This is a genomic window from Gulosibacter sediminis (assembly GCF_023370115.1).
Lineage (GTDB): Bacteria > Actinomycetota > Actinomycetes > Actinomycetales > Microbacteriaceae > Gulosibacter > Gulosibacter sediminis_A.
This window is the reverse complement of the sequence record NZ_CP097160.1, coordinates 1704971-1727948: the sequence shown is the minus strand read 5'-3', so window position 1 is coordinate 1727948 and position 22978 is coordinate 1704971. Positions and strand designations below refer to the sequence as shown.

The 22978-nt window shown below is 67.3% G+C and carries 26 protein-coding genes, 1 tRNA gene and 1 pseudogene; 18 read left to right on the top strand and 10 right to left on the bottom strand.

From position 1 onward, the window contains the following. The first annotated feature begins 2 nt into the window (after nucleotides 1-2). Nucleotides 3-695, top strand: coding sequence for an HAD family hydrolase (locus tag M3M28_RS08010; RefSeq protein ID WP_249385965.1), 693 nt, complete (start codon nucleotides 3-5; stop codon nucleotides 693-695). Then, nucleotides 692-1204, top strand: coding sequence for a methylated-DNA--[protein]-cysteine S-methyltransferase (locus tag M3M28_RS08005; protein ID WP_249385964.1), 513 nt, complete (start codon nucleotides 692-694; stop codon nucleotides 1202-1204). The genes M3M28_RS08010 and M3M28_RS08005 overlap by 4 nt, the downstream gene beginning before the upstream one ends. 1 nt (nucleotide 1205) lies before the next feature. On the opposite strand, the gene M3M28_RS08000 is transcribed toward M3M28_RS08005, so the two are convergent. Both M3M28_RS08000 and M3M28_RS07995 read right to left on the bottom strand, forming a co-directional pair. Further along, nucleotides 1206-3209: a fructose-specific PTS transporter subunit EIIC gene (locus tag M3M28_RS08000; protein WP_249385963.1), complete on the bottom strand. Its 2004-nt coding sequence runs from the start codon at nucleotides 3207-3209 to the stop codon at nucleotides 1206-1208. 12 nt (nucleotides 3210-3221) lie between these two features. Beyond that, nucleotides 3222-4226 (bottom strand): 1-phosphofructokinase family hexose kinase, encoded by a 1005-nt coding sequence (locus M3M28_RS07995; RefSeq protein ID WP_249385962.1) that lies wholly within the window; start codon nucleotides 4224-4226, stop codon nucleotides 3222-3224. A 121-nt stretch (nucleotides 4227-4347) separates the two neighbouring features. Between M3M28_RS07995 and M3M28_RS07990 the strand changes: the two genes are divergently transcribed. Beyond that, nucleotides 4348-5004 (top strand): HAD family hydrolase, encoded by a 657-nt coding sequence (locus M3M28_RS07990; RefSeq protein ID WP_249385961.1) that lies wholly within the window; start codon nucleotides 4348-4350, stop codon nucleotides 5002-5004. Here M3M28_RS07990 and M3M28_RS07985 read toward each other — a convergent pair. Next, nucleotides 4994-5764 (bottom strand): DeoR/GlpR family DNA-binding transcription regulator, encoded by a 771-nt coding sequence (locus tag M3M28_RS07985; protein ID WP_249385960.1) that lies wholly within the window; start codon nucleotides 5762-5764, stop codon nucleotides 4994-4996. The two genes, M3M28_RS07990 and M3M28_RS07985, sit on opposite strands and share 11 nt — an antisense overlap. A gap of 131 nt (nucleotides 5765-5895) precedes the next feature. Between M3M28_RS07985 and M3M28_RS07980 the strand changes: the two genes are divergently transcribed. Beyond that, nucleotides 5896-5969: transfer RNA gene (locus M3M28_RS07980), tRNA-Pro, on the top strand. Between the two features lie 542 nt (nucleotides 5970-6511). Here M3M28_RS07980 and M3M28_RS07975 read toward each other — a convergent pair. After that, nucleotides 6512-6742, bottom strand: a complete 231-nt coding sequence (locus M3M28_RS07975) for a hypothetical protein (protein WP_131491329.1) — start codon at nucleotides 6740-6742, stop codon at nucleotides 6512-6514. 64 nt (nucleotides 6743-6806) lie between these two features. On the opposite strand from M3M28_RS07975, the gene M3M28_RS07970 reads away from it, so the two are divergent. From M3M28_RS07970 to M3M28_RS07960, 3 genes are all read left to right on the top strand, one after another. Then, on the top strand, nucleotides 6807-7862 hold the full coding sequence (locus M3M28_RS07970) for a tyrosine-type recombinase/integrase (protein ID WP_249385959.1): 1056 nt from the start codon (nucleotides 6807-6809) through the stop codon (nucleotides 7860-7862). Then, the gene (locus tag M3M28_RS07965; RefSeq protein ID WP_026936353.1) at nucleotides 7852-8187 is read left to right on the top strand and encodes a helix-turn-helix domain-containing protein; all 336 of its coding nucleotides are present in this window, start codon (nucleotides 7852-7854) and stop codon (nucleotides 8185-8187) included. Before M3M28_RS07970 ends, M3M28_RS07965 begins: the two co-directional genes overlap by 11 nt. Nucleotides 8188-8870: 683 nt before the next feature. Further along, nucleotides 8871-10154 (top strand): hypothetical protein, encoded by a 1284-nt coding sequence (locus tag M3M28_RS07960; protein ID WP_249385958.1) that lies wholly within the window; start codon nucleotides 8871-8873, stop codon nucleotides 10152-10154. A gap of 7 nt (nucleotides 10155-10161) precedes the next feature. On the opposite strand, the gene M3M28_RS07955 is transcribed toward M3M28_RS07960, so the two are convergent. Genes M3M28_RS07955 through cmtR form a run of 5 tightly spaced genes read right to left on the bottom strand, consistent with a single transcriptional unit; the run spans nucleotide 10162 to nucleotide 13885 of the window. Continuing rightward, nucleotides 10162-10473 carry a thioredoxin domain-containing protein gene (locus M3M28_RS07955; RefSeq protein ID WP_026936351.1) on the bottom strand — a complete coding sequence of 104 codons (312 nt, stop codon included), beginning with the start codon at nucleotides 10471-10473 and terminating at the stop codon, nucleotides 10162-10164. Between the two features lie 10 nt (nucleotides 10474-10483). After that, complete coding sequence (locus M3M28_RS07950) at nucleotides 10484-11008, bottom strand: signal peptidase II (RefSeq protein ID WP_026936350.1); 525 nt, start codon at nucleotides 11006-11008, stop codon at nucleotides 10484-10486. After that, nucleotides 11005-11613: a cadmium resistance transporter gene (locus M3M28_RS07945; RefSeq protein WP_125107299.1), complete on the bottom strand. Its 609-nt coding sequence runs from the start codon at nucleotides 11611-11613 to the stop codon at nucleotides 11005-11007. The genes M3M28_RS07950 and M3M28_RS07945 overlap by 4 nt, the downstream gene beginning before the upstream one ends. Then, on the bottom strand, nucleotides 11613-13529 hold the full coding sequence (locus M3M28_RS07940; protein ID WP_249385957.1) for a heavy metal translocating P-type ATPase: 1917 nt from the start codon (nucleotides 13527-13529) through the stop codon (nucleotides 11613-11615). The genes M3M28_RS07945 and M3M28_RS07940 overlap by 1 nt, the downstream gene beginning before the upstream one ends. Then, a complete protein-coding gene (gene cmtR, locus M3M28_RS07935) occupies nucleotides 13526-13885 on the bottom strand; it encodes a Cd(II)/Pb(II)-sensing metalloregulatory transcriptional regulator CmtR (RefSeq protein WP_026936347.1) in 360 nt (119 codons plus the stop codon). The genes M3M28_RS07940 and cmtR overlap by 4 nt, the downstream gene beginning before the upstream one ends. 492 nt (nucleotides 13886-14377) lie before the next feature. On the opposite strand from cmtR, the gene M3M28_RS07930 reads away from it, so the two are divergent. Both M3M28_RS07930 and M3M28_RS07925 read left to right on the top strand, forming a co-directional pair. Then, nucleotides 14378-14635 carry a helix-turn-helix domain-containing protein gene (locus M3M28_RS07930; protein ID WP_249385956.1) on the top strand — a complete coding sequence of 86 codons (258 nt, stop codon included), beginning with the start codon at nucleotides 14378-14380 and terminating at the stop codon, nucleotides 14633-14635. Nucleotides 14636-14639: 4 nt separating this feature from the next. Continuing rightward, nucleotides 14640-14813 (top strand): hypothetical protein, encoded by a 174-nt coding sequence (locus M3M28_RS07925; protein WP_249385955.1) that lies wholly within the window; start codon nucleotides 14640-14642, stop codon nucleotides 14811-14813. Here M3M28_RS07925 and M3M28_RS07920 read toward each other — a convergent pair. Then, nucleotides 14814-16005 (bottom strand): annotated as a pseudogene (locus M3M28_RS07920) (IS3 family transposase). Between the two features lie 43 nt (nucleotides 16006-16048). Here M3M28_RS07920 and M3M28_RS07915 point away from each other — a divergent pair. The 9 genes from M3M28_RS07915 to chrA all read left to right on the top strand — a co-directional run bounded on the left by M3M28_RS07915 (nucleotide 16049) and on the right by chrA (nucleotide 22957). Beyond that, a complete protein-coding gene (locus M3M28_RS07915; RefSeq protein WP_249385954.1) occupies nucleotides 16049-16189 on the top strand; it encodes a hypothetical protein in 141 nt (46 codons plus the stop codon). A 3-nt stretch (nucleotides 16190-16192) separates the two neighbouring features. After that, on the top strand, nucleotides 16193-16498 hold the full coding sequence (locus M3M28_RS07910; RefSeq protein ID WP_249385953.1) for a helix-turn-helix domain-containing protein: 306 nt from the start codon (nucleotides 16193-16195) through the stop codon (nucleotides 16496-16498). Nucleotides 16499-16659: 161 nt separating this feature from the next. Continuing rightward, a complete protein-coding gene (locus tag M3M28_RS07905) occupies nucleotides 16660-17337 on the top strand; it encodes a hypothetical protein (protein ID WP_249385952.1) in 678 nt (225 codons plus the stop codon). Further along, entirely contained in the window at nucleotides 17252-18280 is a 1029-nt protein-coding gene (locus tag M3M28_RS07900; protein ID WP_249385951.1) for a hypothetical protein, read from the top strand. The genes M3M28_RS07905 and M3M28_RS07900 overlap by 86 nt, the downstream gene beginning before the upstream one ends. 73 nt (nucleotides 18281-18353) lie before the next feature. Further along, entirely contained in the window at nucleotides 18354-19322 is a 969-nt protein-coding gene (gene trxB, locus M3M28_RS07895; protein WP_249385950.1) for a thioredoxin-disulfide reductase, read from the top strand. Then, a complete protein-coding gene (gene trxA / locus M3M28_RS07890) occupies nucleotides 19319-19645 on the top strand; it encodes a thioredoxin (protein ID WP_054683694.1) in 327 nt (108 codons plus the stop codon). Before trxB ends, trxA begins: the two co-directional genes overlap by 4 nt. After that, nucleotides 19642-20745 (top strand): ACR3 family arsenite efflux transporter, encoded by a 1104-nt coding sequence (gene arsB, locus M3M28_RS07885; RefSeq protein WP_249385949.1) that lies wholly within the window; start codon nucleotides 19642-19644, stop codon nucleotides 20743-20745. Before trxA ends, arsB begins: the two co-directional genes overlap by 4 nt. Next, nucleotides 20742-21746 (top strand): metalloregulator ArsR/SmtB family transcription factor, encoded by a 1005-nt coding sequence (locus M3M28_RS07880; protein WP_249385948.1) that lies wholly within the window; start codon nucleotides 20742-20744, stop codon nucleotides 21744-21746. Before arsB ends, M3M28_RS07880 begins: the two co-directional genes overlap by 4 nt. Further along, nucleotides 21743-22957 carry a chromate efflux transporter gene (gene chrA / locus M3M28_RS07875; RefSeq protein ID WP_249385947.1) on the top strand — a complete coding sequence of 405 codons (1215 nt, stop codon included), beginning with the start codon at nucleotides 21743-21745 and terminating at the stop codon, nucleotides 22955-22957. The genes M3M28_RS07880 and chrA overlap by 4 nt, the downstream gene beginning before the upstream one ends. Nucleotides 22958-22978 lie beyond the last annotated feature (21 nt).

Genomic DNA, 22978 nt, shown 5'->3' with positions numbered 1-22978 from the left:
GTATGACCACATCTCAGCTGCCCGCCGCCATTCTGTTTGACCTCGACGGCACCCTTGTCGACTCCGAGCCGCTGTGGGGTGCCTCGGAGCGCGCCATGGCCGATCGGCACGGCTCGCGGTGGACGGAAGCCGACGCGCGCTCCACGATCGGGAAGCCGCTCGTGGTCACCATTGCGGAGATGCGCGCGCTAGGCTTGCCCCTCACGGCCGATGAGGCGCTCAACGAATTGCTCGATGTGATGGTCGGGCACCACAATCACGGTGTCGAGTGGATGCCCGGGGTGGAGACGCTGCTTGCGACGCTCGGCGAGGCGAAGGTGCCCGCCGCGGTCGTTTCGGCGAGCTTCCGCCGCGTGATCGATGCGGTGCTCGCGGCAGCGCCCGAGGGAGCATTTCAGCACTCGGTTGCGGGCGACGAGGTGCACGCGAACAAGCCAGAGCCGGAGCCGTACCTCACCGCCGCGGAGCGCCTCGGCGTGGCGATCGAAGACTCACTCGTGATCGAGGACTCGGTGAGCGGCGCGACCTCGGGCGTCACCGCGGGCGCGCACGTGCTGGTCGTGCCGAGCAACCTCGAACAGCTCGACGAGTTTGAGCGACTCGGGGTTTCCCTCACCGACTCTCTCGAGCGCATCGGCGTCGACGAACTCGCCCGCCTGCACAGTGGCGAGCGCTTGCGATTGGGCATCGCGTGACCCTGCGCCACACCCGCATCGAATCGCAACTCGGCTGCCTCGTGCTCGTCGCCGAGGGCGAGGCGCTGCGCGGCTGCTACTTCAGCGACCAGCGATATCTGCCCGACGCGGCCGAGTTTGGCGTCGAAGTCGATGCTGAGGACGACGCGCTCTTCACCTATGTCAGTGATGAACTGGCCCGATATTTCGCGGGCGAGGTGCGCGAGTTTACGGTGCCGCTCGCGCCGCGTGGCGACGAGTTCTCGCAGCGGTGCTGGGCGCTGCTGCGGGAGATTCCTTACGGTGAGACGACGAGCTACGGCGAGCTGGCGGAGGCGCTTGGCAACCGCCACTTTGCGCAGCGAGTTGGGCAGGCGGTCGGCCACAATCCGATCGGCGTGATCATTCCCTGCCATCGGGTGCTTGGCGCCGATGGCTCGCTCACCGGCTACGCGGGCGGCCTCGAACGAAAACGCTGGCTGCTCGAGCTCGAAGAACCCGAAGCAGCCAGCGCATCGCGGCTATTTTGATTTAGCTGTTGAGCTGGGCGTCGACCCGCTGGTAGATGGCGTCGACGTCGCCCGAGATGAGCGTCTCGCGGAACTCGTCGTCCATGAGACCGCGGGCGACCTTGGCGAGCAGCTCGAGGTGGGTGCTGCCGGCCTCGGCGGCGGGTACGAGGATCGCCAGCGCGGTCGAGACGAGCTCGCCGTCGGTCCAGGTCACCGGCTGGGTGCCGCGGACGATGAGGATCGCGGCTTCGGTGACAGCGGGCGACTTCACGTGGGGGATCGACACACCCTGCGCGAGGGCCGTGGTGCTCTGCGCCTCGCGCTCGAGCATGCCAGCGACCACCGCATCCGGGTCAGTCGTCATGCCGAGCTGCTGCGCCGTCGCCGCGACCTGCTGGAGGAGGCCGTCGCGGCCCGAGGCCTCGACGTCGACCCGCACGTGCTCGGGGGCAAAGATGCGCGTGGCGGTCGCGGTACCGGTCGCCGCTCCGGGCGCGGAGGTGGCGGCGGGAGCGGGCGTGAGCGGAGCATCCGTCGGCGCTGCGGCCGGGGTCTCAACCGACTCGGCGTGCGCGCCGGCTTCTGCAGCTTCAGCGCGCCGAGCGCTCGCGGTGCGGTAGAGGCCAAAGATGACCGCGCCGACGACCGAGCCGATGAGGATCGCGGCGACCCAGAGCAGCGGGTTCGTGACGACGGGCAGCACGAGGAAACCACCGTGCGGGGCGGGCGAACCGGCGCCCCACAGGAGCGAGAGGATCGCGGCGATCGAGCTCGAGAGCATGAGGATCGGGATGACGACAAGCGGGTTACGCGCGGCGAAGGGGATCGCGCCCTCGGTGATGTGCGTGGCGCCGAGGATGTAGTTGACGTAACCGGCGCGACGTTCGGCGGGCTGGAAGCCCTTCGGAAAGAAGGTCGCGGCGATCGCGGTGACGAGCGGCGGGGCGATGCAGGCGGCCGAGACGGCGGCCATGAAGGTGATGTTGCCGTCGCCGAGCAGCGCGACACCGGTGACGTAGGCGGCCTTGTTCACGGGGCCACCCATGTCGAACGCACACATGATGCCGAGGATGAGGCCGAGCAGCAGCGGGTTCGCATCCTGGAACGACGAGAGCCAGCTCTCGAGGCTCGTCGAGATGCTCGCCATCGGGGTGGCGATCCACAGCGTGATGAGGCCGAAGACGAAGGTGCCGATGACGGGGAAGAGGAAGATGGCCTTGAGGCCGTTGAGCGACTTCGGCATCCACTTGAGCGCCGCGTCGAGCAGCAGCATGCCGTAGCCCGAGAGGAAGCCGGTGACGATACCGCCGAGGAAGCCGGTGCCGTAGGTGGAGGCGATGAGGCCGGTAATAAAGCCGACGACGAGGCCTGGCCGTTTCGCGATGGCGTCGGAGATGAAGGCCGACAGCACGGGCACCATGAGGCCCATCGCGATGCCGCCGATCTCCTTGAGGTTCGCGGCGAACTGGTTGAACTGGTCGCTCTCGGGGTCGGCCGAGTAGATGCCCCAGAGGAATGACACCGCGATGAGCACACCGCCGGCAACGACGAACGGCAGCATGTGCGAGACGCCGTTCATGAGGCTCTTGTAGATGTCGCGACCGACGCGGCGCCAGCCGGTGCCGGTGGTCTCGATCGACTTGACGTCGAGGAGATCGGCGTCGAGGGCCGACTCGGACTCGCCTTCGCCAGCGGCGGCCTTCTCGCCCGCCGCGGCCTTCGCGAGAGCCTGGTCGATGAGCTGGTCGGCCTTGTGGATGCCGGCGGCGACCGACACGTTCACGAGCGGCTTGCCAACGAATCGTTCGGCCTGGACGTCCTTGTCGGCGGCGACGATGACCGCGGTGGCGCGGCGGATGTCGTCGGCAGTGAGGGCGTGCTCGACGCCGGCCTGGCCGTGGGTTTCGACCTTCACCTCGATGCCGCGCGCCTTGGCGGCCTGGATGATGGCTTCCTCAGCCATGAACGTATGTGCCACACCGGTGGGGCACCCGGTTGCGGCGATGATGTACTGGTCGGTCATCTCTCCGTCTCCTTAGTTGACAGGGGTTGTTGCGGGAGGAGCTGCGGGCTCCGAAAGTGCGGTGCTGGCGAGCGTGGACTCGGTCGCGAAGTCGCGCACGGTGATGCGGCTCGCGAACTCGTCACGCACGGGGAAGAGCGTGGTGGGGGAGGCAACCGCGCTCGAGGCCCACAGCGCGGCGTTGCGCAGGCTCTCGGAGTCAAAGTTGCCGTCGGCAAGGAAGCCGGCGAGCAGCGCGTCACCCGCGCCGACAGTGTTGACGACGGGGATGTCGTGGGCTCGGGCGACCCAGGCGCCATCGGCCGTGACGAGCATCGAGCCGTCGCCGCCGAGGCTGGCGAGCACGGCACCGGCGCCGAGTTCGCGGGCGTGGTCGGCGGCCTCGCGCACCTCGCCGAGGCTGCGCAGGGGACGCCCCGTGAGCTCGGCGAGCTCGTCGACGTTGGGCTTGATGAGGTCGGGGCCGGCGCTGACCGACTGGTTCAGCGGCTCACCCGAGGTGTCGAGCGCGATGCGTACGTGGGGCGCGCGGGCCCGCACCGACTCGATGAGCCGGCCATACACATCCGCTGCGGAGCCCGAGGGCAGGCTGCCGCAGAGTGCGATGATGCTGGCACTCTTGGCAGCGAGCTCGACGGCGGCGCTGAGGCTGCCCCACTCGGCATCGTCGAGCGGGGTGCCGGGCTCGTTGATCTTGGTGGATTCGCCGGGAGAGATGAGCGTGATGTTCGTGCGCACCTCGCGGGCGATGGGGATGATCTCGTGGCCGAGTCCGCCTGCGGTGAACTGCGTGGCCATGAACTCAGCGGTGTTGCCGCCCGCCGGCACGATGGCCCGGGTGGCAATACCCGCGCGGTGCAGGGCCCAGGCGACGTTGACGCCCTTGCCACTGGCTTCGCGGGTTGAGGTGGTCGCCCGGTTCACGGCGCCGAGCGCGAAGCTCGAGACGGTGACCGTCCAGTCAATCGCCGGCGCTGGCGTGACGGTGACGATGTGGTGCGCGGTGTTCTCGCTCACGTGCCCCTCCGATGCTTGTTTGGGTTTAATTGGAATTATTGGAGATTGTTGGGCTTTTGGCAAGTGGCTTGCGCGGATATCTTTGGATTGTGTTGGATTCGCAACCGAATGAGGAGTTGGCATGACCGGAGTACCCACCCTGCCCGCCGCTATCTGCTGGGACATGGACGGCACGCTGATCGATTCTGAGTACGCCTGGGAGGTGTGCGAGCAGGAGCTCGCGCGCGAGGCCGGGGTGACCTGGACTTCGGCGCAGGCACGCGAGGTATTTGGTACCCCGCTCATCAACACGGCGCGCGAGCTGGTTGCGGCCGGCGTGCGCGGCGACCCCGAGGTGATCGCGCAGGTGCTCACCGAGCGGGTTGCCGCGCATCACGCGGAGGGGCCGGACTGGCTGCCCGGCTCGCGTGAGTTGTTGCGCCTGGTGGCGGGTGCTGGGGTGCCGTGCGCGCTCGTGTCGTCGAGCTATCGTCCGCTCATCGACCCCGTGCTCGCGGTTGCGCCAATTGCGTTTGCCGCATCCGTCGCCGGTGACGAGGTGGCGCATGCCAAGCCACATCCCGAGCCGTACCTGACCGCCGCCAGCGCGCTCGGCGTCGAGCCCGCGCGGTGCGTCGTGGTTGAGGACTCGGTGAGCGGTGCGACCGCGGGGCGCGATGCGGGGATGCGCGTGATCGCCGTGCCGTCGGATGCTGCTGATCGCGAGGCGTTCGAGGCGCTCGGCGTCGAGGTGGTTGCGAGCCTGGCCGAGATCGACCTCGAGCTGCTTACGCGATAACGAGTTCCACGCCAGCAGCGTCGAGTTCACGGTGCATCTCCGCGGGCACGTCGCGGTCGGTGATGATGATGTCGATGTCGGCGAGCTCGGCGTGGCGCACGCCGCGCACGAGCCCGAACTTCGAGTGGTCGGTGAGCACGATGCGCTGCTCGGCGCAGGCGAGCATCGCGTGCTTGACGGCGGCCTCGTCGGGGTTCGGCGTCGTGAGCCCGCGCTCGGGGTGGATGCCGTTCGTGCCGAGGAAGGCGACGCCGACGTTGATGCCGCCGAACGCGCGCACCGTGCGGTCGCCGACCGCGGCCGAGGTGACCGCGCGCATCATGCCGCCGACGAGTTCGACGCGCACCTGCGGCTGGCGTAGGAGTGTCGTCGCAAGCGGCAGTGCGTTGACGTAGGCCGTGAAGTTCGCCGAGTGGGGGAGTTGCTGCACGAGCCGGTGCGTCGTGGTGCCTGCGTCGAAGAGCGCCGCCCCGCCGTTTGGGATGTACTCGAGCGCCTTGTGTGCGATGCGCTGCTTCTCGGCCGAAAACTCGATACGCGCCTCGAGCGTCGGCTCGTACAGGTGCGAGTCGGCCGGCACTGCGCCGCCGTGCACTCGCCGCAGTAGGCCCGTGTTTTCGAGCGCGATGAGGTCCTTGCGCACTGTCTCAGAAGTCACGCCAAACTCGGCTGCGACCGTGGCCGCGTCGATTCGGCCCGCCGATGCGAGGATGCGCAGCAGCTCCGACCGACGCTCTTCTGCGTACTTTGCCTCGGCCATCCTTGCTCCCGAACCTCGTGTTGCTGTCGATTGTGTTCGCAAGAATACCCAAGTCGCCACCGCGCGCCAGCTCGGTTTCATTCGCGGCGCCGGATGCGCTAAGCTATTCGAGTTGTCACCACGGTGAACAACGGGCTGTGGCGCAGTTTGGTAGCGCACTTGACTGGGGGTCAAGGGGTCGCAGGTTCAAATCCTGTCAGCCCGACCGAAAAGCCCTGATGAGAAGCAATTTTCATCAGGGCTTTGTCGTGTGAACAGTGGGTCAAAATGGCCAATGTACCCGCAAATGTACCCGCAAGGTTTTTTGCGAACTATCCCGACACTCCAAGCCTGTACGTGGCGCGCTCGCAAGGCAGGTGAGACGAAGACCCTCGTGATTCTGGGGTTTATCTGCTCGCTGTAGTACTGGATTGCCCGGCGACTGGCCTATCGAATGACGTCTAACGACGGCGCAGAACCTCAGGTTTACATCCAATCGCTAGGCATGACGGTCCTTGTCAGGTGGGCATAGCCCACCTCGAGTGAATACTTGTCATACTGCCTAGGCAGCGCGCGTCCGACACGTAGTCGTATCCCGAGAGATCCCGTCAGATCCTGAATGATCCCGACCGACGTCCTGCGAAGCCCTGCGCGATCCCGAGAGATCCCGACGTATCTTGATCTCCATCCGGACCCTCGATGTGGTCCGCTCCATGAACCTGAGCCTAGAGCGAGGACGAGCTTTGTAGTGGCGACCGTAGCAGGGGGTTAAGCGATGCGCAGCTTCCAGCGATCTCTGGGCTGTCCACCCTGCTGCAGCTTGATGACGCCGGCGAGCTTCAGCCGGTCTACAACGGCTCTCAAGGACTGCGTATTGCCAACCTCGAACGCCTGACCCGCAGCCCCTGCGAATCCGGCGAAGTCGCCGGACATCGAACCGAGGATCCCCATGACCGTCTGCACGCTGATCGAACCAGCCTGCTCCTTCAGTTGCCACACGACATCCTCGTGGTTGCTGACAGCAGCGGCGCTTCGGCTGCTCACGTCAGCGTCGAACGTCGCATTGGCGAACCCGGAGGAACAGGTCTTCGACGCGATGATCGAGGGCTGGCGGAACCAGCAGTTGTCACGCGGGCTCCGCGAGCAAACGATTCGAAATCGGACGGCGACGGTGTCGCGGTTCCGTGATTTCGTGGACAAGCCCCCGTGGAGGTGGACGGTCGCCGATGTGGATGAGTTCACCGCGGAATCGGGCGGACGCACTCGCACGCTGTCGACGATGCGCGCCAATCACGGGTCCATCCGGGGATTCTGCGACTACCTCACGAACCCGTTGTACGACTGGATGGAGATCTGCGACCGGGAGTTCGGTGAGGTCCCGTCCCAGGTGTGTCTGCCGTGGAACACGGTCGCGCACCGGTTTGAGTTCGAGGGGGACGGGAAACGCCGCCCGTTCACGTACGACGAGATCGAGCGCCTGTTCGACACCGCCGACGCTCGCGTCGAGCTGCTCGTGGCGTCGGGCCGGAAGGGCGCTCTCGGGGCGTTGCGTGACGCACAACTGCTGAAGACGGTCTACGCGTTCGGGTTGCGCCGCACGGAGGCGGTGATGCTCGACACCGTCGACCTGCACCACAACGCAAAGATGCGCCAGTGGGGGCGTTACGGCGCGATACACGTGCGGTGGGCGAAGGCTGCAGGAGGTGGTGCGCCGCGGCGGCGGACGGTGCTGCTGGTGCCGGAGTTCGACTGGTGGGTGCCGGGCATGCAGCAATGGCTCGAGCAGGCCCGGGAACGCTTCGCGCCCGGAGTTGACCTTGACGCGCTCTGGGTGACCGAGCGTCGCACGCGTCTGTCCGCCGGGTATCTCGACCGGAGGTTCGCGGAGCTGCGGGACGAGGCTGGCCTGTCGAAGGATCTGACGCTGCACAGCCTCCGGCATTCCTACGTCACGCATTTGCTGGAGTTCGGCTATGCCGATCGATTCGTCCAGGAGCAGGTCGGGCACATGCACGCCTCGACGACCTCGATCTACGCCTCCGTCAGTTCGGACTACAAGAACCGGGTGCTCGCGGAAGCACTGAAGGCCCTCATCGAAGGAGAAGCTGATGACCGTTGAGCTCGACACCGGATGGAATCTCCGCAGAGTGATGGCTTCGCGCGGGATCTTCCAGACCTCCAAGCTGAAGCCACTGCTCGAGGAACGCGGGATCGACCTGTCCAGGGAGCAGGTGTATCGGCTGGTGACGCAACCGCCTCAGCGGGTGCGTCTCGACGTGTTGGCGGCGTTGTGCGATGCGCTGGAGTGCTCACTCGACGATCTCGTGACAATCGCTCGCCGAGAGGCATCGACCCCGGTGGCCGTGGGCGAGGAAGCGACGCGCGGGTCGATCGGTGATCTCCGTCCTGTCCGCGCAACCATCCGCCGTCCGCGTACGAAGTAGCCACGGTGGCCAAGCCTCCGCAGCAGCCGAGAGTCACGGAAGTTATCGACCTCGTGCGTCCCCTCGTTCCCGAGATCTTGCCCGAGCGTCTCGCTGAGATCGTGCATTCGGTTGCGCCAGTGCCCCTCACGCAGCGGCTTCTTGAGCTCGCGCTGATCAAGCAGCCTGGGGTCCTCGAGGGGCGGCATGCGAATGTGCCGGTGACCGTCCAGGATCTGGCCCGCGCGCTGGTAGAAGAAGGAGCAGACCGGGTAGTGCTGCCGACGTGCGAGTCCTGCGGCCGCTCGGTGAGAATGCCCCACAAGACGCCGAGCGGTGGTCGGCACTGCTCTCGTTGCGAGCGGAACGCCAGGTCCGTCTCCTGCGCTTCCTGTGGCCGGGTCCGACCCGTGCAGCGCACGATCGACGGACAGCGCTTCTGCCGCGAATGCTGGCGAGCCGACCCTCGATCGTTCGGTGACTGCTCGCGGTGCAGGCAGCACGCGACCATCATCGTCCGCCGCCCGGAACTCGTCTGCCTGGCCTGTTATACCGCACCGATCAAGACCTGCGGTCTCTGCGGAGAACCTGGCCGGGTCGCCTCCCACCTTGACGGGCGACGGGTATGCGCACGCTGCTATTACGCGATGCGTAGACCGCAGCCCTGTCCCGAGTGCGGGCGCAGGGTGTTCTTGACCGGTTTCATGAACGGTCAGAAGGTCTGCGCCGACTGCGCGGGCGCTCCGGTGACGATGGCCTGCCCTGGGTGTGGCTCGATCGAGGAGATCCGCAAGCATCATCTCTGCGTCGAGTGCCGCCGGCCCGTCGCGATCCAGCAGTTGCTCGCCGACGACGCGGGAGAGATCCGCGCGGACCTCCACCCCCTTGCGGACTATCTGCTCACGCACCACAGCAAAGCCGCATCGTTCGAACGCTGGATGCACAAGAGCAAGTGCGCGATGGTGCTCCGCGAGATCGCGGACGGAACCCTGCCACTCACCGCCGAGGCGATCATCACCCGAGCCCGGTCGCGACAGTCGGTAGCGTTCCTCCTCTCGCTTCTGGTCCGCTCAGGAGTGCTTCCGGAGATCGATGTCGAAGGCACGCGCTTCGACCACTGGCTCGATGGATGGTTGGCGGGCATCGAACATGCCGAGGACCGGCTGGTCCTGCGCCGGTACTGCACCTGGGAGCTCCTCCGGTCCACCCGGGCTTTCCGAGCGGTACCCCGCAGTACATCGAGTCCAGCCGCTGGCTTCCAAAGGCAACGGGCCGCGCTGAAGTACTGCGCCGCGCTTCTTCGAGAGATTCGGTCACAGCAAGAGACGCTGGCAACCTACCCGCAGCGCCGGCTCGACGCATATCTGACTGATTCACCGAGCCAGCGTGACGCGCTGGCACCATTCACTCGCTGGCTACGACGGCACCGGATGAGCACCCTCCGAGTCGAGTTCCGAGCCCATCGCCTCGAAGGGCGAAGCTACGCCTCCGACCACCGATGGCAGATGGCTCGCAAGTTCCTGTCGGATGCCGGCATGGACCCGAAGACCCGGGCAGCCGGGCTCCTCGTACTGCTCTACGGCATCCAGCTGACCCGCATCGTCACGATCACCCGGACACAGATCGATACGAGCTCGCGGCCCGTCACGCTGACAGTCGGGGCCGAGCCGATCGGGCTCCCCGAGATCCTTGGCGACGCCATCAGCGATCTCGCCGACCCCGCGAAGCACCATCCTGAAGGATGGCTGTTCCCCGGCCGGAACCCAGGCAATCACCTCACCCCGGGCCCGCTGAGCCGTCGTCTTCGCGCCGAAGGCCTGCTCGCGGGAAGCGCACGCACCACAGCGCTCATCGAGCTCACCCGGCAAATGCATCCCCTGATCGTCTCGGATCTCCTCGGCATCACGACCTCGTCCGCCGCCGCATGGTCGCGTCTCGCCGGCGGTGACTGGTCCGACTATCCGGCACTCCGTTCCGACCACGCCTGAACGAGCATCACACGTCAGCGCCCGGGCCGGAAATCGCTTCGCGCAACTGCTCGACGGTCGGCGACCCGGCGATCCCAGCTGGCGTGCGGAACATCCGGCAGGCGAGCCCGACGTGGGTACGCTCGTCGGCGAACGGGTCGATGCCGTCGACGAGCACGGTTGGGGAGCCGTGGAACCCGAGGCGCACGGCGTCCTCGGGGGTCTCGACCAGCTGACGTATGACCCTGACATCGGATCGGTCGTTGACTACTTCAGCGAGCCGCTGGTCGAGCACCTCCCAGTTGGGGCAGCCGTTGAAATACTGCAGGATGATCTCCATGATGGTCCTCTCAGTTCTCGTTGCCGCGGATCATCAGAAGCGCTCCGGCGATCGCGGCGGTGACGATCACGACGTCGGCGACGTTCCCGATGAACCAGTTCCCGTAGGCGAGGAAGTCCACGACGTGCCCCTGGGCGAACCCTGGAGCACGGAAAAGCCTGTCGCCGGCGTGGGAGGCGGCGGCCCCGCCAAGCGCGCCGATCACGATCGCCCACCCGGGGTGTCGGACACGGAACGCGAACACGATCGCGGTGACGGTGGCCGCGACGGCCACCAGCGCGAACACCCAGGTGGAACCCTCACCGAAGGAGAACGCCGCGCCGGGGTTGTAAGCGAGTTGCAGGCCCAGCAGGTCGCCGATCAGCGGGAGGCGCTCACTTACTGTGAGCGTGGCCTCCGCCCATGCCTTCGTCCCCTGATCGATCAGGAGGACGAGCCCGCCGAGCGCGAGTGCCCCCGCCGTGAGCCGCCAACGCCCCCTCTGCTGCCGCTCTCCCGACGTCAGCTCAGCATCGGCAGCCGCGTCCGGGGTCATGCGAGGACCTCGACGAGGCGGACGATGACGCCGGAATCGATCAGGATGAACAGGCCCAGGCCGATGAACACGACGGGTACGAGCCAGTGCTCGACGCGTTCAAGCGTTTCGGTGACGGCCTTGTGGGTTCCGATCAGGCGTCCAGCAGCGCACCAGACGGCGACGAGGACGAGGAACACCGCGATCATGACGACGACGTCGCCGGGCGAACTGGTGCGGAAGATCGGCGTGTAGAGGGAGATGTTGTCGGCCCCGTTGGCGATCGTGATCCCGGCGACGCCCCACAGCCCGACCGCGGTGATCTTCTCGTCGTCGTCATCGTCGTCACCGTTGCGTCGCAGGCCCCGCACGAGGGTCCAGATGCCGATGCCGAGCGGGATCAGGCCGAGGAAGCCCACCCATTCGTCGGGGACGATGGTCAGGCCGTGCGCGGCGATCACGCTGATCACGACGAGGGTGATGAACCCGAGGTACTGGCCTGCGACGATCTGCCACGGTCGCGGCTTCCCTCGGCTGGAGGCCAGGAACAGCACGGTCAGCACGACGATGTCATCGATGTTGGTCGCAGCAAACAAGCCGATCGCTGAGCCGATGGTCGCAAGCATCAGCTCTCCAGCCGTGGGGTACGCGTGCGGGCGGCGCGGAGTCCGTTGAGGATCACGACGACCTCGGCGATCTCGTGGACCAGCACCACAGCGGCGAGTCCGAGGACGCCGAACAGCGCGAGCGGCAGCAGCGCGGTGATGATCAGCAGCGACAGGACGATGTTCTGGTTGATGATGCGGCGTCCGCGGCGGGCGTGGTCGAACGCGCGCGGGATGAGGCGGAGGTCGTGGCCGGTGAACGCGACGTCGGCGGACTCGATCGCCGCGTCCGAGCCGGTCGCGCCCATCGCGATGCCGATGTCCGCGGCGGCCAGAGCGGGGGCGTCGTTGATGCCGTCGCCGATCATTGCAACCGACCCCGCCTTTGACAGCTCCCCGATCGCGGTCGCTTTGTCTTCGGGACGCAGTTCCGCGCGCACGTCGCTGATACCGGCCTGCGCTGCCAGCGCCCGTGCCGTGCGGGCGTTGTCGCCGGTGAGCATCGTCACCCCGACGCCCTGCGCCGCGAGAGTCCGCACCACTTCGGGGACCTCGGGACGCAGCTCGTCGCGGACGCCGATCGCGGCGACAGGGGCCCCGTCGCGGTGCACGATCACAACGGTACTGCCCTGCTCCTCCAGGCCCGCGACCTGGTCGCCGAGCACCCCGGCGTCGAGCCAGCGGGGGCTGCCGACGGTGATCCGAGTCCCGTCGATCTTGCCCTCGATGCCGTGCCCGGCCTGCTCGGTCACGCCCTCCGCAGCCTGGGCTCCGGGGGCTGCGGCGGTGATCGCCGCGGCCAGCGGGTGCGTGCTGTGCTGCTCCAGCGCAGCCGCCCAGGCCAGCGCCTGGGCGTCGGTCACGCCGTCCGCGGCGAGGACCGCGGTGACGGCGGGCTCGTTGCGGGTGAGGGTGCCGGTCTTGTCGACGGCGACGTGGCGGACCGTGCCGAAGCGCTCGAACACCGCGCCGGACTTGATGATCACGCCGAACTTGCTCGCCGCGCCGATCGCCGCGACCACCGTCAGCGGCACCGAGATCGCCAGCGCGCACGGGGAGGCGGCGACGAGGACAACGAGGGCTCGGGTGATCCACAGCTCCGGGTCCCCGAACAGCGAGCCGACCAGGGCGACCAGGGCCGCGAGGACCAGCACGCCCGGGACCAGCGGGCGCGCGATCCGGTCCGCGAGGCGCGCTCGCTCGCCCTTCTCCGCCTGCGCCTGCTCCACCAGCTCCACGATGGTCGTGAGCGAGTTGTCGGTGCCCGCCGCCGTCGTCTCGACCTCCAGCGCACCGGCGCTGTTGATCGCGCCGGCCGACACGGCGTCGCCGGGCTCGACCTCGACCGGGATCGACTCGCCCGTGATCGCCGAGGTGTCCAGGCTGGAGCGCCCCGTACGGACGACTCCGTCGGTCGCGATCCGCTCGCCGGGACGAACCACCATGACCTGCCCGACCGCGAGGTCCTTCGCCGCAATCTCCACCGAAGCGCCGTCGCGGCGCACGGTCGCGGTGTCGGGGACCAGCTTCAGCAGCGCTCGCAGCCCGCCGCGGGCGCGGTCCATCGCCTTGTCCTCCAGCGCCTCTGCGATCGAGTAGAGGAACGCCAGCGCCGCAGCCTCTTCGACGTAGCCGAGGACGACTGCGCCGACCGCGCTGATCGTCATCAGCAGCCCGATGCCCAGCTTGCCCTTGAACAGCTTCCGGATCGCGCCCGGCGTGAACGTCGACGCGCCCAGCAGCAAGCCGACCCAGAACAGCACCAGTGCCGGGATCTCCATGCCGGACCACTCAAGGATCAGACCAGCGAGGAACGCGACACCGGAGAAGACCGGCACCATGATCCCGCGGTCCCTCCACCAGGGCCGCTCCTTCTCCTCGCTCTCATCGACTGCCGTGGTCGTCGGCTCGTGCTCGCAGCCGCATGCCGCGCTCACGCGTCTGCTCCCGCTCCGCAGCAACCCGGAACGGTGCACGACGAGTCCACGCACGGAGCGTGCTCGTCGACAGCCAGAGTCACATCCACCAGCGCGATGAGAGCGGCCGCGAGGTGCGGATCAGCGATCTCATACCTAGTCTGGCGACCCTCCGGCTCAGCGACCACGATGCCGCAGTCGCGCAGGCAGGTGAGGTGGTTCGACACGTTCGAGCGAGTCAGCTCCAGCTCACGCGAGAGCACCGCCGGGTAGCTCGGTCCCTCGAGCAGGGTCATCAGGATCCGGGAACGCGTCGGATCCGCCATGGCCCGGCCGAGCCGGTTCATGACGTCGAGTCGAGAAGCAATAGTCAGCATGCACTGAACTATACAGCACAGGCTGATCAATCGCCGGATGCATCAGCCTCCGCCACAAGGCGAAACAGCAGTCGACATCTGATGAATACGCGACTCAGCAACAATCGGTGCTACCAGTACGTGCCAGCTCCTTGTGGAGCGCTCAAGCCCAAAATCCATGTACCCGCAAATGTACCCGCAAGCTCCGGGCTTTTGCCGGTTTTGACGGGATCTGACGGGTTGTGGGATCTCCCGACTTGCCTACTCCCGCAAGGGATCTACGGCTATCAAGCGTGACGGAGGGAGAACCCTTCTTCGACTCAAGGGGTCGCAGGTTCAAATCCTGTCAGCCCGACCAAAAAATCGCGGAAACTCAAGGGTTCCCGCGATTTTTTCGTAGGTGAGATTTGATCCGGTCAACACAAACCCATCTTTTTGACACGCCGAAAGGGCACTCGGGCATCATTCACCCGGCAGTGCCCCGACCGCTCCGGTTGTGTACGGTCAGCTGCGATGCGCGCCGTGCACCTGTTCGACATGGACACCGAAGCACAACCCACCCCGTGGGGCCTGGAGCCCCTGATCGATGTCGGCGAGTTGGCCACCTATTTGGGCATCCCCGTCTCGACGATCTACGACTGGCGCACCCGCGGCCTCGGCCCGCCCGCGTACCGCTTCGGCAAACACCTGAAGTTCGCCGTCTCCGATGTACGTGTCTGGATCGAGCAGCAACGCGACGGCGCCGAGACCTTCCCGCTCGACGGGAGGTGACGCGATGAGCCGCCCACGCCTCACCATCGGCACGTTCGGCACGATCGGGTTCCAGACCGCGTCGAACGGTCGCGTGACCGCCCGCGCGAGGTATCGCGACTGGGATGGAAAGTCACGGCTCGTGCAAGCCACCGGCGACACGAAGGGGACTGCTGCACGAGTAGGTGACAGGTTGTAGTCAGGCCGCCAGTGCGGCGGTCGTGTTCATGATGGTCTCGAATTCGATGGGCGTCAAACGGCCCAGCCGGTGCTGACGGCGTCGCCGGTGGTAGGTCCGCTCGATCCAGGTGACCATCGCGATGCGCAGTTGCTCGCGGGTGGTCCAGGAACGGCGGTCGAGGACGTTCTTCTGCAGCAGCGCGAAGAAGCTCTCCATGGCGGCGTCGTCTCCGCTCGACCCGACTCTTCCCATGCTCCCGACCATCCGGTGAGGCTAAGAGCTCGGAGCATCTTCCGGCTGCGGAATTGAGATCCCCTGTCCGAATGCATGATGCAGCCGGCGACGTCGCCACGCATCGCGACAGCGTTCTCGAGCGCCTGGACCGCCAGCCGCGACTTCATCCTCGAGTCGATCGAGTACCCCACGATCCGGGCACTGAACACGTCCTTGACCGCGCAGAGGTAGATCTTGCCCTCCGCGGTCCGGTGCTCCGTAATGTCCGTCAACCAGAGTTCGTTCGGCGCCTCGGCGGTGAACACGTGCCGTACCCGGCCATCCTCGTCGACGACGGCGCAGAGGTCGTCATGGACGGGCGGGCCGGGCCGGGCTCCCTTGCCCCGCCGGGGCTTCCCGAACGCACTGAACCAGCCGTTGCTCGACGCGATCCGCCACGCGGTGCGATCCGACATCGCCTCGCCGTTGTCGCGGGCCTCGTCGGCGAGGAGACGATGACCGAACTCCGGGTCGTCGCGGTGCGCGTCGAACAGCGCGTTCGTCCGATACGCCTCCACCACCTCACTATTGGTGATGGGATTCGCCAGCCACCGGTAGTAGGGCTGGCGGGAGAGCTTGAGAACCCGGCACGTCACCGCGACGGGAACTCCGTCGGCAGCGAGCTCTGTCACGAGCGGGTAGAGCCTTTTCCCGGCAGGTTCGCCTGCGACAGATACGCCGCCGCCCGCCGCAGGACCTCGTTCTCCTGCTCGAGCAGCCGGTTCCGCTTCTTCAACTCGCGGATCTCGACCGACTCGGTCCGCGACAGGCCGGGCTTGGCGCCTGCGTCGATATCAGCGCGACGCATCCACTTCTGCAGCGTCATCGGGTGAACCCCGAAGTCGTTCGCGATCTGCTCGATCGTCACTCCGGGCTCACGGTTTCGGGCGACGCGCACGACGTCGTCACGGAACTCGGTGGGGTAGGGCTTGGGCACGATGCCATCCTTCCAGGCCGCCCTTCCGGGCAAGCCAGATCAAATGTCACCTACTCGTGCAGCAGTCCCGCATCAGTGGCTCTCGACGACGACGCAGTACATCCACGTCTCGAGCCAGCACATCGAGGATGCGTGGGCGCACGCGAACAAGAGCGTTGAGGAACGATTCGAAGGGATGGCGTGACTGATGAAGTGGAACCTGAGAGTCCAGCCCGCTGAGCGCGGCATCTGGAAGTCTGCGGAGTTGCAGCGCATGCTCGCCGCCGCTGGGTTGGAGGTGAGCCAGGGCAAGATGTCGGGGCTGTGGACGGGCACTCCGACGACGATCCGCCTCGATGATCTCGACGTGATCTGCCACGTCCTGGACTGCCAGCCGTCAGACCTCCTCGTGCCCGAACCGGAAAAGGTCAGCGCGCACGCGAAGGCCCGAGCAGCACAGCGAGGCCAACGGTTCGACACCGCGAGTGACGCCACGGTTGGGCGCGAAGGATGACCGGCCCGCCCCGCCGCTATGAGTCCGGCACGCGGTCCGAACGGGCCGCTGAGCCCGCCGCTGCCCTGCAAGGGGTGCGGCGTGAAACCGGCCGCGTGGCTCCAGCCTCGCGTCGACTACTGCTACGACTGCATCCCCGGCGGCGCCTTCGCTCCGCCGCTATGCCGCAGATGCGGATCGAGCGAGTATACAGCCAAGGATTGTGCGCGCATTGCCATCCGGGAAGTCCCGGCTTCATGGGGTCCTGCCGTGATTGCCTGGCCTGGGGCGTCTACCGGAATCGCAACTGGCGGTGCCCGAAGTGCCGCTGGTGGTTCAAGCACTACCCGCAAGGCGAATGCGTCTCGTGCCATCGCGACGTCACCATCGGTGAGCAGGGCTACTGCCGCCTCTGCCTGGAGACCGCCCGGATGCTGCAAGTACTCGGCGAACCGCTCGACCTCGACGCACCGCGAAAGTTCGGGGCGCAACTGTTCTTCGCCGTGATGAACGATCCCCGCAGGCCTGCCGAGAAGCACCGGCCGATGGCGATGAGCCTGCGCCAAGCGATCCGGCTCGTCGCCGCGCCGCCGCCGGTCGCCGAGAGCACCCAGCCGGTGCTGTTCGATCTGGATCCCGACCCGGAACGGGTGCGGCAGCGCTCGAACGAGATCCGGCTGCGCGACATCACCTCCCGCACCGATCACTTCCTGTACGCCCCGCGCCGCCGAGTATGCGTGGAGCAAACGGCAGACGAACCAGGTGCGGCGCACGTTGGAGATTCTCCAGCTCGTGTTCCCCGGCGCGAATCTGCACTTCCGTGCTTCCGACATTCTCGCGATGCGCCGCTACGACGATGACGGCAACATCCGCTCCACGATCGAAGTCCTGGGCGACGCCGACCTCCTCATCGACGACCGAGTGCCGACGTTCGAGCAGCTCTTCGCCCGTAAGACCAGGCATCTGCCCGAGCCGATGCGCTCCCAGCTCGAACTCTGGCGCGACATCATGGCCGACGGGTCGAAGACCACGCCGCGCCGTCAACCCCGCGACACGATGACCGTGAAAGGGCAGATGTACGGCATCCTCCCCGCGATCACCCGCTGGGTCGAGGAAGGCCGCACCAGCCTGACCGGGATCAGCACTGAAGACATCCTCGACGCGCTCCCGGATGATCCGAGCCGCCAGCACACGATGATGCTCGGCTTCCGCACGCTGTTCACGATCCTGCGCGGCCGCAAGATCGTCTTCGCCGACCCGACGAAACCGATTCCGCTGCGCGGCCCCAAACGCACGATCCCGCTCCCGATGGAGAAGTCCGCGATCCGTGACGCGCTCACCAGCCCTGACCCCGCAATCGCTCTGGCCGTCGCCCTCGTCGCTTTCCACGCCCTCACCACGCAACAGGTGCAGCACGTCCAGCTCACCGATATCATCGACGGCAGACTCCGCATGCCCGACGGCCGTACGATCCCGCTCGCCGAACCCGTGCGGGTGCGCCTGGCCGCCTGGCTCGACCATCGCGCCACGCGTTGGCCCGAGACGAAGAACCCGTACCTGCTCGTCACGATCCAGACCGCGCCGCGCCTGTCGCCGCCGGGCCGGAACTTCCCCTGGAAGAAGGCCGGAGTCACCGCGCAGGCGCTGCGCACTGACCGCATCCTCTACGAGGTCGAACACACCGGCGGCGATGTGCGACGCATCTGCGACCTGTTCGGCATCGGCATCGACACCGCCCTCCGCTATGCGCATCCCGCCCGAGTCGACCGTCCTGTAGATGACGGCGGCGACTCCGCCGGGTGAACACTCGGCGAACAACCTCCCGAACGCACCTACCCGACTTGCCGCTTGGTTCGATGAATGTCAATATAGAGACATGTCGATGCAACAGATGGTGATCGTCGGGTCTGGTCCGGCGGGGTATACGGCCGCGGTCTACGCGGCCAGGGCGGGGCTTTCTCCCGTCGTGGTCGCTGGCTCGGTGACCGCCGGCGGTTCGCTCATGACGACCACCGAGGTCGAGAACTTCCCGGGCTTCACCGACGGGGTGCAGGGCCCGGACCTGATGGACGCGATGCGTGCGCAGGCCGAGCGCTTCGGGGCGCGTATCGTCTACGACGACGCGACCCGGCTCGACCTCGCAGGCGAGGTCAAGACGATCGAGACCGGCTCGGGCGAAACGTTCGAGGCGCGTAGCGTGATCCTCACCACCGGTTCCGCTTACCGCAAGCTCGGCCTCGCCGAGGAAGCTCGGCTCTCCGGTCACGGCCTGTCATGGTGCGCGACCTGCGACGGCTTCTTCTTCCGCGAGAAGGAGATCGCCGTCGTCGGCGGCGGGGACTCCGCGATGGAAGAGGCACTGTTCCTCACGCGCTTCGCGTCGAAGGTCACGATCGTGCACCGGCGTGATGACTTCCGGGCGTCGAAGATCATGGCCGAGCGGGTGCTGACCGATCCGAAGATCGAGGTCGCCTGGAACAGTGAAGTCGCCGAGCTCGTCGGTGAGAACGCCGTCGAAGCGCTCCGCCTGCGCGACACCGTCACCGGTGACGAGCGTGCCCTTCCGATCTCTGGCGTGTTCGTTGCGATCGGGCACGACCCGCGCTCGGAGCTGCTGACCGGGCAGGTCGATCTCGACGACGACGGCTACGTGCTCGTCGACCATCCGTCGACCGCGACGAACCTGCCTGGCGTGTTCGCCGCGGGTGATCTCGTCGACCGCCGTTACCGGCAGGCGATCACGGCATCGGGCACGGGCTGTGCCGCGGCCCTTGACGCGCAGCATTTCCTCGCCGGCCTGCCTGCCGACGAGACCGAGACCGAACTTCTGGAGGTGTCCGCATGAGCGCGACCATCACCGTCACCGACGCCACGTTCGAGGCCGAGGTGCTGCAGTCCGATATCCCCGTCGTGGTCGACATCTGGGCGACCTGGTGCGGGCCGTGCAAGGCGATCGCACCGATCCTCGACGATCTCGCCGGCGAGTACGACGGCCGCGTGAAGATCGTGAAGCTCGACGCGGACGCCAACCCGCAGACCGCGATGGCTGCTGATGTCACGTCGATCCCGACTCTCGGGTTCTACCGGGGCGGTGAGCGCGTCGACGTGCTCATCGGCGCACACCCGAAGCCGATCATCGCGGGCAAGATTGACGAACTGATCGTATGAGCACCGCAACCCAGACCCGCGCGATGCCGGCGAAGCTGTCCACCCTTGACCGGTGGCTGCCGCTGTGGATCGGGCTCGCCATGGTCGCGGGCCTCCTCCTCGGCCGCTTCATCCCCGCGTTGTCCGACCTGCTCGCGCATATGGAGGTCGGTGGTATCTCGGTGCCGATCGGTCTCGGACTGCTGGTGATGATGTATCCGGTGCTGGCGAAGGTCCGCTACGACAAGGTCGCCGCTGTCACGGGAGACAAAAAGCTCCTCGTCTCATCGCTGATCCTGAACTGGATCGCAGGGCCTGCCGTGATGTTCGCCCTCGCGTGGCTCTTCCTGCCCGATCTGCCCGAGTACCGCACCGGTCTCATCATCGTGGGGCTCGCGCGTTGCATCGCGATGGTGGTGATCTGGAACGACCTCGCTTGCGGCGACCGTGAAGCGACCGCGGTGCTGGTGTTCATCAACTCCGTGTTCCAGGTCGTCGCGTTCTCGCTGCTCGGCTGGTTCTACCTCACCGTGCTGCCGGGCTGGCTCGGCCTCGACTCCCAAGGCCTGGATGTCTCGATCGGGCAGATCGCGATGAACGTGCTCGTATTCCTTGGCGTCCCGCTCGCGGCTGGGTTCCTCACTCGCTTCTTCGGTGAGAAGGCGAAGGGCCGCGACTGGTACGAGGCGAAGTTCATCCCCTTTATCGGCCCGTTCGCGCTCTACGGCCTCCTGTTCACGATCGTGCTGCTATTCGCGCTGCAGGGTGAGGCGATCACGTCGCAGCCGTGGGACGTCGCCCGGATCGCGCTGCCGCTGTTGGCGTACTTCGCGATCATGTGGTTCGCAGGCCTCCTGCTCGGGAAGGGCATCGGCCTCAACTACGCCCGCTCGACGACCCTCGCGTTCACGGCGGCAGGCAACAACTTCGAGCTCGCCATCGCCGTCGCGATCGGCACCTTCGGCGCGACCAGCGGCCAGGCCCTCGCAGGCGTCGTCGGCCCGCTCATTGAGGTGCCCGTGCTCGTGGGTCTGGTCTATGTCTCGCTCTGGGCCGCCCGCACGTGGTTCCACACCGACCCGTACGCGGTTCCCGCCGTCGCCAAATCGAGGGCATCATGACCACCACCGAGCTCTGCACACCGACCCCGACGCACGTCATCGGCGAAGACGCCGCCGATGCTGTCGCTTCAACGCTCAAGGCGCTGGCCGATCCGTTCCGGCTGCGGATGCTGTCGGCGATCGCGACGGACCCGCGCGGCGAGGCCTGCGTGTGCGACCTCGCCGAGCTCGCCGACGTCTCCCAGCCCACCGTCTCGCATCACTTGAAGAAGCTCAAGGACACCGGGCTGCTGGCCTCCGAGCGACGCGGCACCTGGGTGTACTACAGCATCCTGCCGGCGCGGAAGCAGGCCGTGACCGCGCTGCTGGACGCGTTCGCGCCCGCCGCGATCGCCGACGCGCAGGCCGAGCAGGAAGACCGCGCGACGGCACTGGCCGCCCTCGACGCGAAGGTCGAGCACCTCGCCGCCGAGCTCGCCGACGAGATGACGCACCTGAACCGCAACCTCGTCGTCACGATCGTGCGCGAGTCGTTCGCGGGTCTCGTCCGCTCGGCGAAGCTCACCCAGCATATGATCCCGCTCACCGAACGTTTCGCCCGTCAGCGTCTCGCCGACCTCACACAGGATCGCGAAACGGGGATGCCGCAGGTGCTGTTCGTATGCGTCGCAAACGCGGGCCGTTCTCAGCTCGCCGCCGCCCTCGTCAATCAGCTCTCCGGCGGTGCGGTTGTTGCCCGGTCGGCCGGGTCGACGCCAGCGGCCGAGGTGCACCCGCACGTGCGCTCGATCCTCGCCGACATCGAAGGCGAGCAGGACGCCGCGGCCGCGTTCCCGAAGCCGCTCACCGACGACGCCGTCCGCGCCGCGGACGTCGTGGTCACGATGGGCTGCGGGGACGTGTGCCCGATCATCCCCGGCGTCCGCTACGAAGATTGGGCTGTCGGTGACCCCGCCCTCGCCTCCGAAGACGGCGTTGCGGCGATCGCCGCTGACATCGAGGCCCGCGTCCGTGGCCTGCTCGCCGAGCTGTGCGTTCCCGTCGACGGTGACGTCGCATGACAAGCGAGACGCGACGTACGCCGGTGCGCGGGTCGGCGTGGGAAGTGTTCCGGGTATTCCTGCGCCTCGGGGTGACCTCGTTCGGCGGGCCGATCGCGCACCTGGGCTACTTCCGCACCGAGATCGTGGAACGCCGACGCTGGATGGACGACCGCGCCTACGCCGACCTGGTCGCGCTGTGCCAGTTCCTTCCCGGCCCGGCCTCGAGCCAGGTCGGGTTCGGCATCGGCCTGCACCGCGCCGGATACCGGGGCGCGCTGGCCGCATTCATCGCCTTCACGCTCCCGTCCGCGGCCCTCATGCTCGCCTTCGCCTCCGGCGCCGCCCTGTTCACCGGCACCATCGGGGAAGGCATCCTCGCCGGGCTGAAGATCGTGGCGGTCGCGATCGTCGCGCAGGCCGTCCTCGGCATGGCGAAGACACTCACCCCGGACCGGCAGCGCGCCGCGATCGCAGCCGTCGCAGCCCTCGCCGTGCTGCTGCTGGCCGGATCGCTCGGCCAAATCATGGCGATCGTCCTCGGCGGGATCGCCGGATACTTCGTCTGCCGCGCACCCGCCGCGAACACGGCGACAGCGGTGCGGTTCCCGGTGACCCGGGCCGCGGGGATCGCCGCGCTCACCCTGTTCGTCGCAATCCTGGCCGGGATGCCGATCCTCGCCGCCGTCACCGGCAACGACAGCATCGCCCTGTTCGATGCGTTCGCGCGGGCCGGAGCGCTCGTATTCGGCGGCGGGCACGTCGTGCTCCCGCTCCTGCAATCCGGCGTCGTCGATCCCGGCTGGGTCACGAACGCGGACTTCCTCGCCGGATACGGTGCAGCCCAGGCCGTGCCCGGCCCGCTGTTCACCCTCGCCGCTTTCCTCGGCGGCGCCGCTGACGTCGGCCCGGGCGGGGCGGCGGGGGCGGGCATCGCGCTGGCCGGGATCTTCCTGCCCGGCTTCCTCCTCCTCATCGGCGTGCTGCCGTTCTGGAACCGCCTGCAGCACCACGAGCGGGTGCAGGCCATCATGCGGGGCGCGAACGCGGCCGTCGTCGGCATCCTCGCCGCCGCCCTCTACACACCCGTGTTCACCACCGCGATCCTCACCCCGCCCGCCTTCGCACTCGCGCTGGTCTGCTTCGTGCTGCTCGTCGCGTGGAAGCTCCCGCCCTGGATCGTCGTGATCATCGGAGCCGCAGGCGGCATCCTCGCCACCACCCTCACCTGACCGACCCAATCGGAAACGAGA